Annotated in this window: 11 protein-coding genes and 1 pseudogene; 2 read left to right on the forward strand and 10 right to left on the reverse strand. The window is 41.7% G+C overall.

Going from position 1 to position 15,798, the window contains the following annotated elements; translation table 11 throughout:
• Positions 1–372 precede the first annotated feature (372 nt).
• Positions 373–1,185 carry a DUF4405 domain-containing protein gene (locus IPJ09_20795; GenBank protein ID MBK7373822.1) on the forward strand — a complete coding sequence of 271 codons (813 nt, stop codon included), beginning with the start codon at positions 373–375 and terminating at the stop codon, positions 1,183–1,185.
• A 325-nt stretch (positions 1,186–1,510) separates the two neighbouring features.
• Here the strand turns inward: IPJ09_20795 and IPJ09_20800 are convergent, their stop codons facing one another.
• The 7 genes from IPJ09_20800 to IPJ09_20830 form a co-directional block, all read right to left on the reverse strand.
• A complete protein-coding gene (locus IPJ09_20800; GenBank protein MBK7373823.1) occupies positions 1,511–2,704 on the reverse strand; it encodes an ATP-binding protein in 1,194 nt (397 codons plus the stop codon).
• Positions 2,705–3,050: 346 nt separating this feature from the next.
• Positions 3,051–4,160, reverse strand: coding sequence for an LptF/LptG family permease (locus IPJ09_20805; protein ID MBK7373824.1), 1,110 nt, complete (start codon positions 4,158–4,160; stop codon positions 3,051–3,053).
• Complete coding sequence (gene tgt / locus IPJ09_20810) at positions 4,145–5,284, reverse strand: tRNA guanosine(34) transglycosylase Tgt (GenBank protein ID MBK7373825.1); 1,140 nt, start codon at positions 5,282–5,284, stop codon at positions 4,145–4,147. Before tgt ends, IPJ09_20805 begins: the two co-directional genes overlap by 16 nt.
• 17 nt (positions 5,285–5,301) lie before the next feature.
• Complete coding sequence (locus IPJ09_20815) at positions 5,302–6,717, reverse strand: rod shape-determining protein RodA (protein ID MBK7373826.1); 1,416 nt, start codon at positions 6,715–6,717, stop codon at positions 5,302–5,304.
• Complete coding sequence (locus IPJ09_20820; protein MBK7373827.1) at positions 6,714–7,112, reverse strand: SPOR domain-containing protein; 399 nt, start codon at positions 7,110–7,112, stop codon at positions 6,714–6,716. The genes IPJ09_20815 and IPJ09_20820 overlap by 4 nt, the downstream gene beginning before the upstream one ends.
• A 51-nt stretch (positions 7,113–7,163) precedes the next feature.
• Positions 7,164–10,493 (reverse strand): preprotein translocase subunit SecA, encoded by a 3,330-nt coding sequence (gene secA / locus IPJ09_20825; GenBank protein MBK7373828.1) that lies wholly within the window; start codon positions 10,491–10,493, stop codon positions 7,164–7,166.
• A gap of 69 nt (positions 10,494–10,562) precedes the next feature.
• Positions 10,563–11,237: a hypothetical protein gene (locus tag IPJ09_20830; GenBank protein ID MBK7373829.1), complete on the reverse strand. Its 675-nt coding sequence runs from the start codon at positions 11,235–11,237 to the stop codon at positions 10,563–10,565.
• Between the two features lie 211 nt (positions 11,238–11,448).
• On the opposite strand from IPJ09_20830, the pseudogene IPJ09_20835 reads away from it, so the two are divergent.
• A pseudogene (locus IPJ09_20835) lies at positions 11,449–12,609 on the forward strand (sodium:proton antiporter).
• Between the two features lie 181 nt (positions 12,610–12,790).
• Here the strand turns inward: IPJ09_20835 and IPJ09_20840 are convergent.
• The 3 genes from IPJ09_20840 to IPJ09_20850 are packed head-to-tail and all read right to left on the reverse strand — an operon-like array spanning position 12,791 to position 15,715.
• Positions 12,791–13,708: a TIGR01777 family protein gene (locus IPJ09_20840; protein MBK7373830.1), complete on the reverse strand. Its 918-nt coding sequence runs from the start codon at positions 13,706–13,708 to the stop codon at positions 12,791–12,793.
• A 2-nt stretch (positions 13,709–13,710) separates the two neighbouring features.
• On the reverse strand, positions 13,711–15,021 hold the full coding sequence (locus IPJ09_20845) for a deoxyribodipyrimidine photo-lyase (protein MBK7373831.1): 1,311 nt from the start codon (positions 15,019–15,021) through the stop codon (positions 13,711–13,713).
• Positions 15,014–15,715 (reverse strand): lycopene cyclase domain-containing protein, encoded by a 702-nt coding sequence (locus IPJ09_20850; protein MBK7373832.1) that lies wholly within the window; start codon positions 15,713–15,715, stop codon positions 15,014–15,016. The genes IPJ09_20845 and IPJ09_20850 overlap by 8 nt, the downstream gene beginning before the upstream one ends.
• Positions 15,716–15,798: the final 83 nt, after the last annotated feature.

Consider the following 15,798-nt stretch of genomic DNA (forward strand, 5'->3'; position numbering starts at 1 on the left):
ACCTCAAAGTTAAACAAAATATTATTTGTGGAGGCTTTTTAAGAAATATTTAAACAAAAAAATGATTTTGTGGGTCCTTCAATATTTTTTATCCGCCATATCTGAGTCCATTCAGACTATTAAAAAAACTGTATCTTTTTATATTTATCAGTTAATCAATAAGTTACATTAAATATTGTTATAATCTATCTAATGATACCAAGTCCACTCCTTTCACTGGTGGTGACCCAGGTGGCAATTGGTCAATGCATCTAAATAGAGGTCAAATAGAAGTGTTTTACCAGCATTTTGGTGGCGATTTTTATTTCAGTGGTAAAAAGGTATTTTCGGACCCTGAAATAATCATTAACCTAACCTGACATATAGCGCTTTATGAAATCAAAACAGGTAATCAGTCTTTCCATCGCATTTGCATTTTTGGCATTATCCTTGACCGGCATATTATTGTATATCAAACAAAAAACCCATGAGATTGAAATAACGCATACCGTATTTGGACTTTGTTTTATTGGCTTTGCCATATTTCATATTATAAATAACTGGGGTTCAATCAGAGGGTATAGCTATGAAAAATTGAAATCCGCCTGGAGCAAAGAAATCAAAATAGTAGGTATAGCCTTTGTTGTTTTATTGGTTGGTGGGGCTACCGGTCTGCTTGAACCTGTCGCTGAGCTGGGTAGAATATTTGCGCCATCCAGGCCACGGATGGAAAATCTAAATTTTAATAAAGTATCTACCAATGGCACGTTGGATCAAGGCAGCACCTGGTCTATTAGTTTAGAGATGGATCGGTCTGGTTTTCTCCCGGTCGTGGCTGTATGGGCTGAGGACAGCAGTGGTCAATTTTTGGAAAATATCTTTGTGCCAACTAAAATCGCTTTGCCCGAAGAAGAAGGCGATCTCAATGATGTTAAATTGATGCCATTCGAGCCATCGACCCTGCCCACCTGGTCGACAAGAACTAAAGATCATATGCCCAATTATCCCGAAGAGACACCAAGAACCCATTTTATAATCAACACCAAACTCCGCCCAGCCACATCTCTGGTGATCAGAGTGGAAGTTAAAAATAAAGACCTGCTGAGTAACTACGAATTACGGATCGACCCGACGCTGAAGGATATATTCAGATTAGTCCCGGGACAAAAGGGGCCGGTTAAAAAAATCATTGTGCAGTCTGAATGAGGTTTGATTTTTTATTAGCTGCTACAAGGAAGTCTTGAGCTTACACCCAAAGCTGACTCTTAGAATTGACTTCCTCCGGGCCCGCGGTTGATAGAAGAAGTCAAGTCTGTGCAGAAGGCCATAGCGCCCGCTCTTGACTTCTTTGCGCGCTGATAAATCTGTTTAAACTGGTTCCACCAATGCTACAAGGAAGTCAAGAGCTTACACCCAAAGCTGACTCACAGACTTGACTTCCTCCCTCCGGTGCTGATTAATCGGTTTACACAAGTTCAAATTAATGCTTCCGAGCCTTGGCTATAATGACCAAATCAATTCCTAATAGTGTTCAATACAAAAACCCAAATAGCCATAGCGGTATCTTATTTCCGGTACCGATTAATTCATTATCGATAGCCAGGTAGCTGTCAGGCAGGTCCGCTATTTGGTTGAATCGTTTTTTTTCGCCACCCACTTCAAATATATAGATATCATCTACCAGAAAATCGCCTTTTTGGGCTGTACTTACCCGATGATTTGTATTCACCTGATTCATAAAAAAGGTTTCCCTCAAGCTACCAATATTTTTTTGATCTGAGGGTACCAGGTGGCAGAGGTTGGGATTTTGAAGATATATTTTATCAGGTTTAGAGATCAGGCTATAGGCTTTTGTACTATCCCATAACAGCTGTAAGATTTGTCCTTCCTGGAGGTATTGCAGATAGGTATTTAAAGTTTGTCTATTTAGATCCAGACTTGCAGCCAATTTGGTAGAGTTAGGTTGGAAGGGTGCAGTGGTAGCTATATGATACAATAGCTTTTTTATTTTCGAAATATTGGATACCTCCAGATTAAAAAGTGTTGGAATGTCTACTTCGATGATTTGGTTGATCGTATTATTGAGCTTTTGGTGAAAATACTTTACTCCCTGTAGATAGAAAGGGTAATATCCGTATGCCAGGTAATCTTTAAAATATTGCAGAGGATTAGTGACTTTCAATATCTCATGGACGATTTTGACATGGTCTTTTATAATTTCTGCCAATGTATATCTCTGAAGCACCAGGTCATTTTGAATATTGAGGAATTCTCTCAGAGATAGTCCTTGCAAAACATGGGTGATGGCTCTTCGGCTTAGGTCAGCATTGCCTTTATACAGATCCAGGATAGATAACCCTGATACCACTACGTGGAGATTTTGATATAGGTCATAGATGTTTTTGAGTTCTATACTCCAACGATCATACTTATGAATTTCATCTATAAAAAGGTGGGTCCCACCCAGATTGGAGTGTTGCTTGGCGATATCCAGCAAGGTATAGTTGGCTGTATTGAGACTATCCATCGATACGTAAAGTGCCTTGGTATCAAAATCATAGGTCTGTTTTATATATTGGAGGATGAGCGTGGTTTTGCCTACCCCTCTGGCTCCTTTTATAAACAAAAGCCTTTCATCCCAGCCGATTTCCTGTTGTATTTCTCTGTGAAATGAAGTAACCAGGTTCTGTAAAAATTGATTGTGCTCTTGTCTTATCTTATCCATTTTTTAATCAAATTAGTACAAATATACCCAATTTGGTTAATATAAACATCGTAATATACATAAAACGATGTTTATAAACATCAAAATAATTATAAAACGATGTATATAAACATCAATATATATGTAAAAAGATGATTTGTATTGTTGAAAATGATAGAAATGGCTATTGAGCTAGTTTTGCTGAAAGAAACAGCGCTTGCACTTGACTTTTTTGGACGCTGATAAAGCGGTTTAACCAAGTTCCAGGAAACCCTTCAAGGAAGTCAAGAGTTTGCACCCAACGGGCCGCCTCACAGACTTGACTTCCTTCGGCTTCGTTAGGTAGACGATACGTTACCAACTCCAATCACTCCTGCGCCCGCCTCACCATAACCCAAGCCACTACTCCAAACACAATATTAGGCAGCCAGATCCCTACAATGGATGGAATATTGGGATCTCTCGAAAAAACTACTGAAAACTTGGATATAAATACAAATATCGCCCCGATAGAGATGCCGATCGCCAGGTGTAAACCCATGCCTCCCCTGACTTTTCGTGCGGCAATAGCCACCCCGATGATGGTGAGGATGATTATGGTAAATGGATCAGCTGTGCGCCGATAGATCTCCGTGATATATCCTTTGATGGGATTGAGGCCTCTTGATTGTTCTTTTCTGACCAGGGCTTGTAACTGGGGTGTGGTCATCAGGTCTTTTTGTTTGACATAAAACTCAAAGTCGGAGGGTAGCATATTAAGTACGGTGTCCAATTCCTGCCCGGTAAAGATTTCTATATTTTCTACTGAATCTTTGTAGGTCCGGATCTCGTAATCTTTGATCGTCCAGCGGTCGTGCGTCTTGTGACTCCACTCAATAAATTGTGATTTGAGCATGGATACCAATGTAGTTCCTTCAAAACGCTCCAGCCTAAAAGTATAACCCATACTGTCTGAGGGAGAATAGCTTCGGAGATACACTTTGGTATCAGGGGCAATAAAAAAATGCATACTGGTGCCGCTGGATCTTTTCTCACCGTCCCGTTTGATGTACAATCGCTCAAAGTCCAATTTAGGTTTGTTGGCCAGCGGGATGATATAATGATTGGCTAATAAAAGCAAGACTACCAGGCTACTTGCAGCCACAAGGTAGGGTAGCAACAATCGTTTAAAACTGACACCCGCATTTAGTATCGAGATGATCTCTGAGTTGTAAGCCAGCCTACTGGTAAAAAAGATGACCGAGATCAGTGAAAATACAGGCCAAAGCAATCCATTGATAAAGGGGATATAATTGAGTTGGTATTGTAGTAATATTTGTGGGACCGACAGGGTTTTTGAAGCTTCCACAAATTTTTCTGCTTTTTCACTGAAGTCGATCACCAAAGCGATCAGGGTAAATAAAAAAGCGGTGAAGAAAAAGCTCCCCCAATATTTTTTGATGATATACCAATCCAGTTTTTTCAATCCAATCTGCATGTGACCTGGTCGATCATTTTATTTTTCCAGGTAGAGAATACCCCTTGCTCTATTTTCTCGCGGGCAGTCTTTACCAGGTAAAGATATAAGCTTAAATTTTGCAGGGTAGCGATTCTAGCTCCCATCAGTTCGTTGGTTTGAATCAAGTGCCTAAGATACGACTTGCTGTAGGGTAAGGCAAAGGACTCCGGCAATCCTGGGTCTATGATGGATTGATCAAATTTCCATCGCGCATTCTTGATATTAATGATGCCCTGGGAGGTATAGAGCAACCCATGGCGGGCATTGCGAGTCGGCAATACACAATCAAACATATCTATGCCTTTTTCAATAGATAATAGAATATTTTCAGGGGTGCCGACCCCCATTAGGTACCGTGCCTTGTCTTCGGGCAGATGTTCGTTGACACATTCGATCATGTCATACATGTCCTGATTTTTTTCACCAACGGAAAGCCCACCAATCGCTTTGACCGGCGTGTCGTAGCTGGCTATAAATTGCGCCGAAGCGGTTCTAAGATCTTTGTATACGGAACCCTGGCAAATGGGTATCAAAGCAGGTTGATAATCATAAGGCATAGCTGACTGCTCAAAGTGTGCATGGCACCTGGCCCACCATCGATGTGTGAGCTCCATGGAATTCTTGGCATAAGCATACTCACTGGGGTAAGGCGGACATTCATCAAAGGCCATGATGAGGTCTGCTCCGATCTTGAGCTGAATGTCCACGACGGATTCTGGAGTAAAAAGGTGCTTGGATCCGTCGATGTGCGACGAAAATGCCACTCCTTCTTCCTTGATTTTTCTAAGGTTGCTCAAAGAATATACCTGGTATCCACCACTATCTGTCAGCACCGGCTTGTGCCACTGCATAAACTTATGGATGCCTCCTGCCGCGCTTAAAACCTCTGGTCCAGGTCTCAGGTACAGGTGATAGGTATTGCTCAGTATGATTTGAGCATGCACCTGGTCGGTCAATTCTTTTGATGAAACCCCTTTGACTGACGCACCGGTGCCGACCGGCATGAAGATGGGGGTCTCGATGGTGCCATGGTCTGTGTGCAACAGGCCAGTGCGAGCCTTGCTGTCCTTGTCATCAATACATTTTGTAAAACTTACCCCCATGCTGATCTCAATAAAAATTATACCGAATGCCTGGCCGTGTCCAGTTTGAGCAGGACAGCGGTCATCAATGAAAATATCATACAGGAAGTACCTCCATAGCTGATGAAAGGCAGTGGAATCCCCATGATCGGGACCAATCCCATCGTCATGCCTATATTAATAAAAAAATGTACCAGGATAAATCCCATATAACTGTAAGCATAGACTCGGGTGAAGGCATTACGTGCACGTTCGCCGATCAGGATGGCCCTGAACATGAGCAACACAAAAAGGCCTACGATGGCTGCTATACCCAAAAATCCCTGCTCTTCGCCGATGGTACTAAATATAAAATCAGTGCTTTGCTCCGGTACATAATTGAGCTTAGTCAAAGTGCCCTGTAAAAAGCCTTTTCCCGAAAAATTGCCTGAGCTGATGGCGAGTTTGGACTGCAATACGTGGTATAAATTGCCACGCGGATCACACATCTCCGGTCTCAACCATACATTGATACGCTCACGTTGATGGGGTTTGAGAAAATTTTCTACAGAGTGTTGGGAGACTTTGGTAAATGCTGCCCCTACCAGGATAGAAGGCACCAGGATGATTAATAATTTCTGCAGCCTTTGTTTGTTGCCCTGGTAAACAAAAAACAGCAATCCCACACTCAGGACGCCCACCAAAGACAATAATGGAATAGAGACCCAATAGGAAGCGATCAAAAGCCCCCAACATGCCAGAAGGACTACATTAAGTAATCGATTTTTTTTAAGCTGGGTATAAATAATGGTTGCCCCGAAACAAATGAGGTAGGCGATGACATAATAGGGTTCAAATTTTAAAGCAAGTATAAATAAAGCAAGCAAGGACAAGCCAATGATATACCAAACAGGATTGTATCCTTCTCTGAATAACAATATAAAAAAGGAGCCATAAGTGATCGCAGATCCTGCATCCGGCTGCAGGAGTATCAGACCAATAGGAAGCGCAAATATCCCCATAGCAATCATCCTGGACTTTGGCTGCTTGAGGTTGGTTTTGTAATAGGAGATAAAAGCAGCCATAGCCAGCGCAGTCCCAAACTTGGCAAATTCTGAAGGTTGAAAAGAAAATCCTCCCAAATTAAACCAGGATACCGAGCCCTTAATTTTATGACCTAAAAAAAGGACCAAAATGAGCGAAATCAACCCTAATAAATAAATCGGATAGGCCAGGGTACTCCAAAACTTACTATCGGTAATGAAGACCACGAGGAACAAAAAAGCGGAAATAATGATGGCCATCAATTGCTTGCCTGCACTGGTCTTAAAAAAAGGGGTCACGGTCTCACTGAGCTCAGAATAACCTGATGCATAAATCATCATCCATCCTATCAGAATCAAACAGATATAGGTGACCAGGGTGATCCAGTCCAGTTTGCCTAATGCGGAGCGATTGAGGGATGCGCTACTCATAGATTGTTCAACACTTCTTCACGACGAATTCTATCGGTGATCAGGGTAGCAGACCTAAATGTTTTCCTGATTTCATTAAGGCCTTGCATGGCATCAGAGTAATCAATAAATATGCCGGCCCTGATCTGATAATAGGGATCATTGAGCGTCCATTTGGCATAATATTGAGGAAAGCGGCTTTTGAAACTTGCCAGGGTGGATTCCATTTCCCTGCGGTCGGTAGAAGCAAATACCTGGATCCTCCAGCCTGGATACTCTGTCTTCCGCATATTATATTGAATGAAATATTCATTTAGCCTGACAACGGTCGGGTTTTCATTTATTTGAGTGTGCCCTGACTGACCGAAAACCGGTAGGCTAAAGTATACAATGGTGATGATTAATATCGCTCTCAAATCATGCTGATTTTTAAAAAGTAAATATAATTCTAATCAAGGCGCGGTGCATTATGCATTTGCTCCATGACATTGTTTGTATTTTTTGCCACTGCCACATGGACAAGGATCATTGCGTCCGATTTTTTTATCCGTCCTGCGTATCGTCTCTACTTTCTGCACTTCTTCACGGCCAGCAGATTGCATAGCTGAGCGTCTCCTGTTTTGTTCATCATCATCCCGCCTATTGGTAGAGACTTTGGAAAGGTCAGTTTTACGCTCCCGGGCTTCCTGAGGAGCTTGCTGGATCATCAGCTTGCCATCCATCAGGTAAGATGCCACTTCTTTATTTACCTTTCCTACCAATCCTTCGAACAGTTCGTAAGCTTCCATTTTATAGATAACCAATGGGTCTTTTTGCTCAAAACTGGCACCTTGTACAGAGTCTTTCAGCTCATCCATGTTGCGCAGATGCTCCTTCCAACTGTCGTCAATTAAAGAGAGGGTGATGGCTTTTTCGATGTCGAGCATGATACTCTTGCCTTTGGACTTGACTGCAGGTTCGATGTCAGCGGAGATGGGCAGCATGCGAGCGCGACCATCTGTAAATGGGATAGAGATCCGTTTGTATCGCTGACCTTCACGATCATGTACTTGTTTGATCACGGGCAGAAGCGTATCAGTGATTTGTTCTTTTTTGCGCTCATATTTTTCACGTACATTGGCCTGATACGCCGGGATGATAGTATCTTCTGAACTTGATTGAAATTCCTCTGAGCTCAGATCAGGGTCAAACCCCAAAGTCTTCATCGATTCTTCTCTAAACCCTTCAAAATTATTGGAGCCTTTGTATTCTGTAACTATATTTTCAGCCACAGATTGAAATATCTTGTTGAGATCGACGACCAACCGCTCGCCGGAGAGGGCATTCCTTCGCTTGGTGTAGATGGCTTCGCGTTGAATATTCATGACATCGTCATATTCCAGCAGTCTTTTTCTGATGCCAAAATTGTTTTCTTCTACTTTTTTCTGAGCCCTTTCGATTGATTTAGTGACCATATTGTGTTGGATCACTTCACCTTCTTTGAGTCCGAGTTTATCCATCCAGGCAGCCATTCGCTCTGTGGCAAATAATCGCATGAGACTATCTTCGAGCGACACATAGAACTGGGAGGTACCCGGATCCCCCTGTCTACCTGCTCTACCTCTCAACTGGCGATCGACCCTCCTTGACTCATGTCTTTCCGTACCGATGATTGCGAGACCACCAAGCGCTTTTATTTCGTCAGATATCTTGATGTCTGTACCACGCCCTGCCATATTGGTAGCCAGGGTGACATTGCCTTTTTTACCTGCTTCTGCGACGATCTCCGCTTCCCGCTGGTGTTGTTTGGCATTGAGTACATTGTGTTTGATGTTTCTCAATTGGAGCATGCGGCTCATTTTTTCGGAAATTTCCACTGAAGTCGTTCCTACTAATACGGGTCTGCCCGCTGTCGATAAATTTACAATCTCGTCTATAACTGCATTAAATTTTTCTCGATTGGTTTTGTAGACCAGATCCTCCCGGTCATCACGAATGCATGCTTTATTGGTCGGTATGACGACGACATCCAGCTTATAGATATCCCAGAGCTCTTTGGCCTCGGTCTCTGCTGTACCGGTCATCCCTGAGAGTTTATGATACATGCGGAAATAATTTTGAAGTGTCACCGTGGCATAAGTCTGGGTGATATCGCCCACTTTGACATTTTCTTTAGCCTCAAGCGCCTGATGCAAACCATCAGAATATCGTCTGCCCTCCATCATACGACCTGTCTGCTCATCGACGATTTTTACCTGTCCTTCTATCACGACATATTCTTCATCTCTTTCGAACAAGGTGTAGGCTTTGAGTAATTGATTGACAGAGTGAAGCCGTCGTGACTTGATCGCATATTCCTGGATCAGGTTTTCTTTGTCTTCTTTTTTCTGCGTATCGCTGATGGATGGATCTTTATCTATCTCTGTCAGCTTGACGGAGATATCAGGCATAATAAAAAAAGTAGGGTCCTCACTGCCCTGCGATAAAAATTCGCCTCCTCTGTCAGTGAGTTCTACATTACGGTTTTTTTCATCAATCGTAAAATATAAGGAGGCATCAACTTTATGCATATTTTTGGATTGCTCCTGCATATAAAAGTTTTCTGCTTTTTGAAGGATCACCTTGATACCTTCTTCGCTCAGATACTTGATGAGTGGTCGGTTTTTGGGCAAAGCGCGGTGAGCTCTCAATAAAGCCATGCCACCTTCTCCTTCGTCTGTACCCGTCTTGCCTTCATTGATGAGGCGCCTGGCTTCCGTCAGAAACTGGGTAGCGAGGCGACGCTGGGCATCGATCACTTTTTCTACTTTGGGTTTTAGCTCTATATATTCTTGTTCTTCTTGTCCCTGGGCTACAGGGCCTGAGATAATCAATGGCGTACGGGCATCATCTATCAATACGGAATCCACCTCATCGATCATCGCATAATGATGTTTTTTTTGCACGAGTTCATCCAGTGAAATGACCATGTTATCTCTCAGGTAGTCAAAACCGAATTCACTATTGGTACCGTAGACGATATCGCATTCGTAGGCATGCTTCCTGGAGATACTGTTGGGTTGGTATTTATCTATACAATCCACTTTAAGCATCAAAAACTCATGGATGGGGCCTACCCATTCGCTATCTCGTTTTGCCAGGTAATCATTGACCGTGATGATATGTACTCCCATACCACTGAGTCCATTGAGATAAGCAGGAAGTGTGGAAACCAGGGTTTTTCCTTCTCCGGTCGCCATCTCGGCGATTTTGCCCTCGTGAAGCGCAGCAGCGCCTATCAATTGGACATCGTAGGGGATCATATTCCAGGTGATGGCGCCTCCGCCAGCCATCCAATGGTTGGACCAGATGGCTTGATCACCCTCTATCCTGACGAAGGATTTGGTTGCAGCCAGGTTGCGGTCATGATCAGTGGCGGTGACTGTAATAGTCTCATTTTCGACAAAGCGTTTGCAGGTCTCTTTGACAACGGCAAAAGCCTCCGGTAAGATCTCCAACAAAATTTCTTCTAGTATTTTATCCTTTTCTTTGGACAAAGCATCTACTTCCTTAAACAAATCTTCTTTCGCTTCAGGATCGTCATTATCATTGGCTTCCAGTCGGGTCTGATCTATTTGTGCATTGATCTCAGCCAGTCCTTCGGCTATAATGTTTTTAAAACGGATGGTGTGCGCGCGGAGCTCATCATGTGTGATATCTCCCAAGGTGGCATGGTATGCCAGAGAGGCATCTACAAGTGGCTGATAACGAGCTATATCTTTGTCTTGCTTTGAGCCTCCAAATATTTTTTTAAGGCTACTCTTTAATAGGTCAAACATAGGTAAAAAGACTGCTTTTTTTGGTCTGGGCGCAAAGGTACAGGAAATGGATAAGTATGGAGTGATGGATTAGCTTCTCTTTAACTTTTCTATTGACTGAGCAGTCAATTTACGCACCTGCATCAATACGCTGAGTCTGTGAATTCCATCTGTAATGAGAATCAATCCAGTACCTGACATAAAAGCAAGATTCCTACATTGGTCGGCCAGAGGGGTGTATTGAGGATAGAAGGGGTCTAAAAAAAAAGTAGTCAAAGCTATCACCAGGATGCTTATAAAATAGAATACAATTGCTAAACCTAGTGATTTGCGCAAATAAGCAGGCTTGACTAAAAGCCGGTTTTTTCTTAAAAAGGTTTGAAAAGTCTCATCCGACGGATTTATTTTTATCAATTCTGTCAGAATATGAGCACTTTCTTCAAATTGATGCAAGTGATATAAAGAGGCCGCTTTTTGAAACAAGGTCTTTTCGAACAGGGCAATGCCCTGGTATACACGCACATTGTTGATGATCGAAGCTTCGATGACCACATCTGCCATTAGAGCGTGTTTTTGATAGGCACCTGCTTCAAATAAAGCATTGACATAGCTGGTCAATATCTCAAAATATTCCTCAAAATTGAGACATTTTATTTCTTCGACATGCTGATTAAAGTACCTGATGATCGTGTGATAAGATTGTCTGTCAATCTGGTTAAATGATTGAAAGATAGAAGTGGTTGACTGGATAGGATAAGGTTCCACAATTATCAAAATTATTGTTTTTTGGATTTGTATGAGCTATTTTTTATAGCTGGCCAGGTTTGGTGTTCGTCGATCTTGTTTGTTTTTTATGAACTTAAGTCAGATATTTGAAATACTTTGCATATATTCTGAGTTCTTAATAGGATTGAATGCTAACTATCAATCAATTGCCTCATTTTTAAGCGAAATTCAAATTTATTAAATTTAACATATGACTACGACAATCATCATATTAGTGTGTACTTTATTGTTGATAGCCTATTTATTTGATATAAGTTCTTCGTTGACAAAGATTCCTTCGGTGATCATGCTACTATTGTTAGGTTGGGTAGTCAAACAAGCCGTAGAATTATTTCAATTGGATATACCTGACTTGAATCCCTTATTGCCGGCGCTTGGCACTATTGGACTGATTCTGATCGTATTGGAAGGGTCTTTGGAGCTGGAGCTCACACACGAGAAAGTGCCGATGATCACAAAGTCTTTTTTTGTAGCTTTAATACCTATGGTGGCATCTGCATTCGCAATTGCAGGCATTTTTTATTATTTTGACCATCAAGATTTAAAGCTTAACCTGGTCAATGCGATCCCTTTTTGTGTGCTGAGCAGTGCTATTGCCATCCCCAGCGTTCGATATTTGCCCAAAATTGACAAAGAGTTCGTCATCTATGAAAGTAGTCTCTCTGACATCATTGGAGTTTTGTTTTTCAATTTCCTGGCGTTGAATGAGTATATCAATGGTGTATCTTTTGGCAATTTCATTTTAGAATTATTAATAATGATCCTGGTTTCCTTTGTCTCTGTGCTCGGGCTATCCTTTTTGCTCAGCAGGATCAAAAACCATGTGACTTTTACCCCTATCATGTTGCTGGTTATACTTATTTATGCAGTTTCAAAAATCTACCACTTGCCAGGTTTAATCTTTATACTCGTGCTGGGCCTTTTTCTGGGCAACCTGGATGAACTAAAAAGATTTAAATGGATAGAGTATTTTAAGCCCGAGAAATTAAACAAGGAGATCCTCAAGTTTAAGGATGTCAACTATGAAGCTACTTTTTTGGTCAGAGCATTATTTTTTATGTTATTTGGTTTCCTTATGGAAGCCTCCGAAATACTGAACCCTGATTCTTTGCCCTGGGCTGTGGGCATCGTAACCATCATCATGATTATTCGATGGATTACACTCAAATTATTTAAGATACAGACGGATCCATTACTATATATCGCTCCACGGGGACTGATTACCGTATTGTTATTCCTCTCCATTCTCCCGGAACAGAGATTGCCGATGGTCAACAAATCATTAATCATTCAGACTCTCCTGATCTCCGTCCTGATAATGATGGTTGGTTTAATGTTCTCAAGAAGAAAGAATGAGCTGTCGGATATCCTGCCACAAGCACTGATCAATGTGATCCGGCCGCCTGAGGAGGCATCTCAGCAAGAAGAGTCTCAGCCATTGCCTGAAGGAAACAGCCAGGAAAATATAGAAAATATGGAGAATGTGGAGTCCGTAAATTAATGGACCTAATTTTGGATTAAACTGGATTTTTTTAACTATGGCGGCTGGGTACAATCGCGTCCAGGGCTTTATTCAATTGAGGATATTCAAATTTGAATCCGGTAGACTGTATTTTATCAGCCGAAATCCTGGAGCCATGTAATAATGAGTCTGCTAACTGACCGAACAAAGTTTTAATGACCCATGCCGGTACATTGGGTAGCCAGAATGGTTTTTGTAAATGATTGGCTAAAGATTTCATCAAAGTGTGGTTAGTGATGGATTCCGGTGCTACAGCATTGTAGGCACCATACATCGAGGTGTATTCAACGGCCCTCATGTATATTCCACACAAATCTTCTACATATATCCAGGGGAATACTTGTTGTCCTGTACCCAGGGCTGCTCCCAAGCCCCATTTTACAGGCAAAATAATATTCTTGAAGGCTGTAGAATCAGATGACAAGGCAATGCCTGATCGAATCATCACTGTCCTTATTCCTAATGATGAAAATTGACTGGCTGCAGATTCCCAATCCTGGCAGGTTTTGGCCAAAAAATCATTGGCGGGCTCATCTGTTTCATGGAAGATATGGTCTATGGTAGTGACGCCATAAATCCCTGTAGCAGAGGCTGATATATATGTTTTTATCTTGTTAGGTTGCTTTGAGATACACTCGAATAAAAAATTGGTGGACCTCACCCTGCTATCATAGATTGCTTTTTTCCAGGCAGTATTCCAGCGACGACCATTGATAGAGGCTCCACTGAGATTGATGATGGTGTCAGTTTCCTCAAAGGCAGTACGGTCAATCGTCTGTCGCTGCCAATCCCACTTGTATTGGACTATGTCGATATCATTTTGGATATGGCGGGTCAGCCAAATTACTTTGTAACCTGCTCGGAGTAACATTTGGGTAAGATGGCGTCCAACTAAGCCACTCCCACCGATGATGAGTATAGTATTCATTTTTATAAGGTTGGAGTCAAAGCATGTTTGTACACTTCGAGCGCTCTCTTTCTGGCAAAAACATGGTCGACCACTGGGTTTAAGAAATATATCTGGTCGTCGGACAACCATTTTTTTATGTAAACATGATCAGGGTCAAACTTTCTGGTCTGCTCCGATGGATTAAATATTCTGAAATAAGGTGCTGCATCACATCCGCATCCTGCAGCCCACTGCCAGTTGCCATTATTAGAGGAAAGTTCGAAATCGAGTAGTTTATCGGCAAAATACGCTTCGCCCCATCTCCAATCTATCAGCAGATGTTTGGTTAGGAAGCTCGCTACAATCATTCGCACCCGATTGTGCATCAGGCCGGTTTGGTTGAGTTCGTGCATGCCGGCATCTACAATCGGGTAACCGGTCTCACCTTTACACCATGCATCAAACTCCGATTCGTTGTTTCTCCAGATGATGGCATCATATTTACTTTTAAAGCTTTGATGTATCACATAAGGGAAGTGGAATAAGATCATCATGAAAAATTCACGCCAGATTAATTCATTTAACCATTGTTCATTTAAGGTAAGCGCTTTGCGACAAAGTGACCGGATACTCACCGTTCCAAATCGGAGATGAACACTTAGATTGCTTGTGCCTCTGACTGCAGGCAGATTACGGGTCAAATGATAAGATTTGATTGTGCCGGGCTCCAAAGCAGGCGGGGCAACCTTACTGGTTTTTATTTCAAATCCCAATGCTTTAGCAGTGGGCCAGGGCTTGATCTTGGTTTGATACAACCGGGCCAATAACTTCTCTGACGGATAAGTAGTAATTGGATTTAATTCCAATCTCTGTTTCCAGATTTTCGAGTAAGGTGTAAATATGGTATAGGGAGTACCATCTGCTTTCATTACTTCTGATCGCTCGAAAATCACCTGGTCTTTGAAGGTAAAAAACTGAATTTTACGAGTTGTGAACCAGGTGCCTACTGCTTGATCTCGCTGGATAGCATAAGGCTCGTAATCGTGATTGGTATATACCGCCTGAACATCATATTCTTTGAGGATCCTGTCGAAACCATGCAAAGGTTCATCAAAGATGACTGTCAAACATGATCCGGCTTTGATAAACTCCTGCTGGAGTAGTGTCAGCGAATGGTGGATAAAATCTATGCGCGTATCTTGTTCGGAAGGTAGTTTAGTCAATATATTTTTGTCAAAAATAAAAATTGGCAATACCGGGAGATCCGACTTTAATGCTCTAAAAAAGCCATGATTGTCAAAAAATCGCAGATCCCTTCTGAACCAAAAGATATTTACTTTGTCCTTATTCATTCGGCTCTGCGATTAATTTGCCTTTAAATTGTTCATAGAAAAAAAAGTTGAGTAGTATAAGTTCAAATCCATAAAAAATATCTTCGACTGGAATGGTTAACAATCTGATGCCCAAATTTTCATTGTCGTTGTACCATACCACCGGTGCTGGTAGTCCTGTCCCGGTCAGAATACCATTAACCACAAAAAAAGGTATCAGCAAAACAGGGTAGACCAGGACCAATTTACTCAACCAGGCTACTTTAGCCCAATATTTTAGAAATAATAGGAATAAGGCCAGGCTAATGAAAGTAGTGGAAGTATACCACCGGGTATAATTTAATATTCCTACTATTAATAGGATGGCAGAAGCTCCCACTACAAAAATATTTTCTGTCCGGGTATTCCAGGTCAACTTAAAAAAAATATTAAAAGAAAAGACTGTAAAAACGCAGGCATAGGGAATGCAAATAAAAAACAATAGTTCCTCCATCGGAATACTTGCTATATAGGACCCCATCAGGTAATCCGGATTAAATCCCCAAACGCCTATTTTGGTGAAAATGATATCCCAGACGATAAAGATTGAGGCGGCCAAAAGATTAGCCGGCAAAAAATATCGAAGGGCTTTATTGAACTGAATCTTTGGATGAAATGAGAAAATAAAAGGGACCAGGATGGTAAAGAAGTCTATGAGTAGGTATAGTGCTTTCATAGAGGATATTTATCGGTTACCGGATCTGTTTCGATTATTATTCATTATTCTTAAGTTCATATATCCGCCTGACTGATTTCGAT

Source organism: Saprospiraceae bacterium, from assembly GCA_016709995.1.
Taxonomy (GTDB): Bacteria; Bacteroidota; Bacteroidia; order Chitinophagales; family Saprospiraceae; genus JADJLQ01.

Excerpts from the sequence above, each read along its gene's own strand:
- IPJ09_20795 (MBK7373822.1), top strand. The coding sequence starts at position 373 with ATGAAATCAAAACAGGTAATCAGTCTTTCCATCGCATTTGCATTTTTG.
- IPJ09_20800 (MBK7373823.1), bottom strand. The coding sequence starts at position 2,704 with ATGGATAAGATAAGACAAGAGCACAATCAATTTTTACAGAACCTGGTT.
- IPJ09_20805 (MBK7373824.1), bottom strand. The coding sequence starts at position 4,160 with ATGCAGATTGGATTGAAAAAACTGGATTGGTATATCATCAAAAAATAT.
- tgt (MBK7373825.1), bottom strand. The coding sequence starts at position 5,284 with ATGGGGGTAAGTTTTACAAAATGTATTGATGACAAGGACAGCAAGGCT.
- IPJ09_20815 (MBK7373826.1), bottom strand. The coding sequence starts at position 6,717 with ATGAGTAGCGCATCCCTCAATCGCTCCGCATTAGGCAAACTGGACTGG.
- secA (MBK7373828.1), bottom strand. The coding sequence starts at position 10,493 with ATGTTTGACCTATTAAAGAGTAGCCTTAAAAAAATATTTGGAGGCTCA.
- IPJ09_20840 (MBK7373830.1), bottom strand. The coding sequence starts at position 13,708 with ATGAATACTATACTCATCATCGGTGGGAGTGGCTTAGTTGGACGCCAT.
- IPJ09_20845 (MBK7373831.1), bottom strand. The coding sequence starts at position 15,021 with ATGAATAAGGACAAAGTAAATATCTTTTGGTTCAGAAGGGATCTGCGA.
- IPJ09_20850 (MBK7373832.1), bottom strand. The coding sequence starts at position 15,715 with ATGAAAGCACTATACCTACTCATAGACTTCTTTACCATCCTGGTCCCT.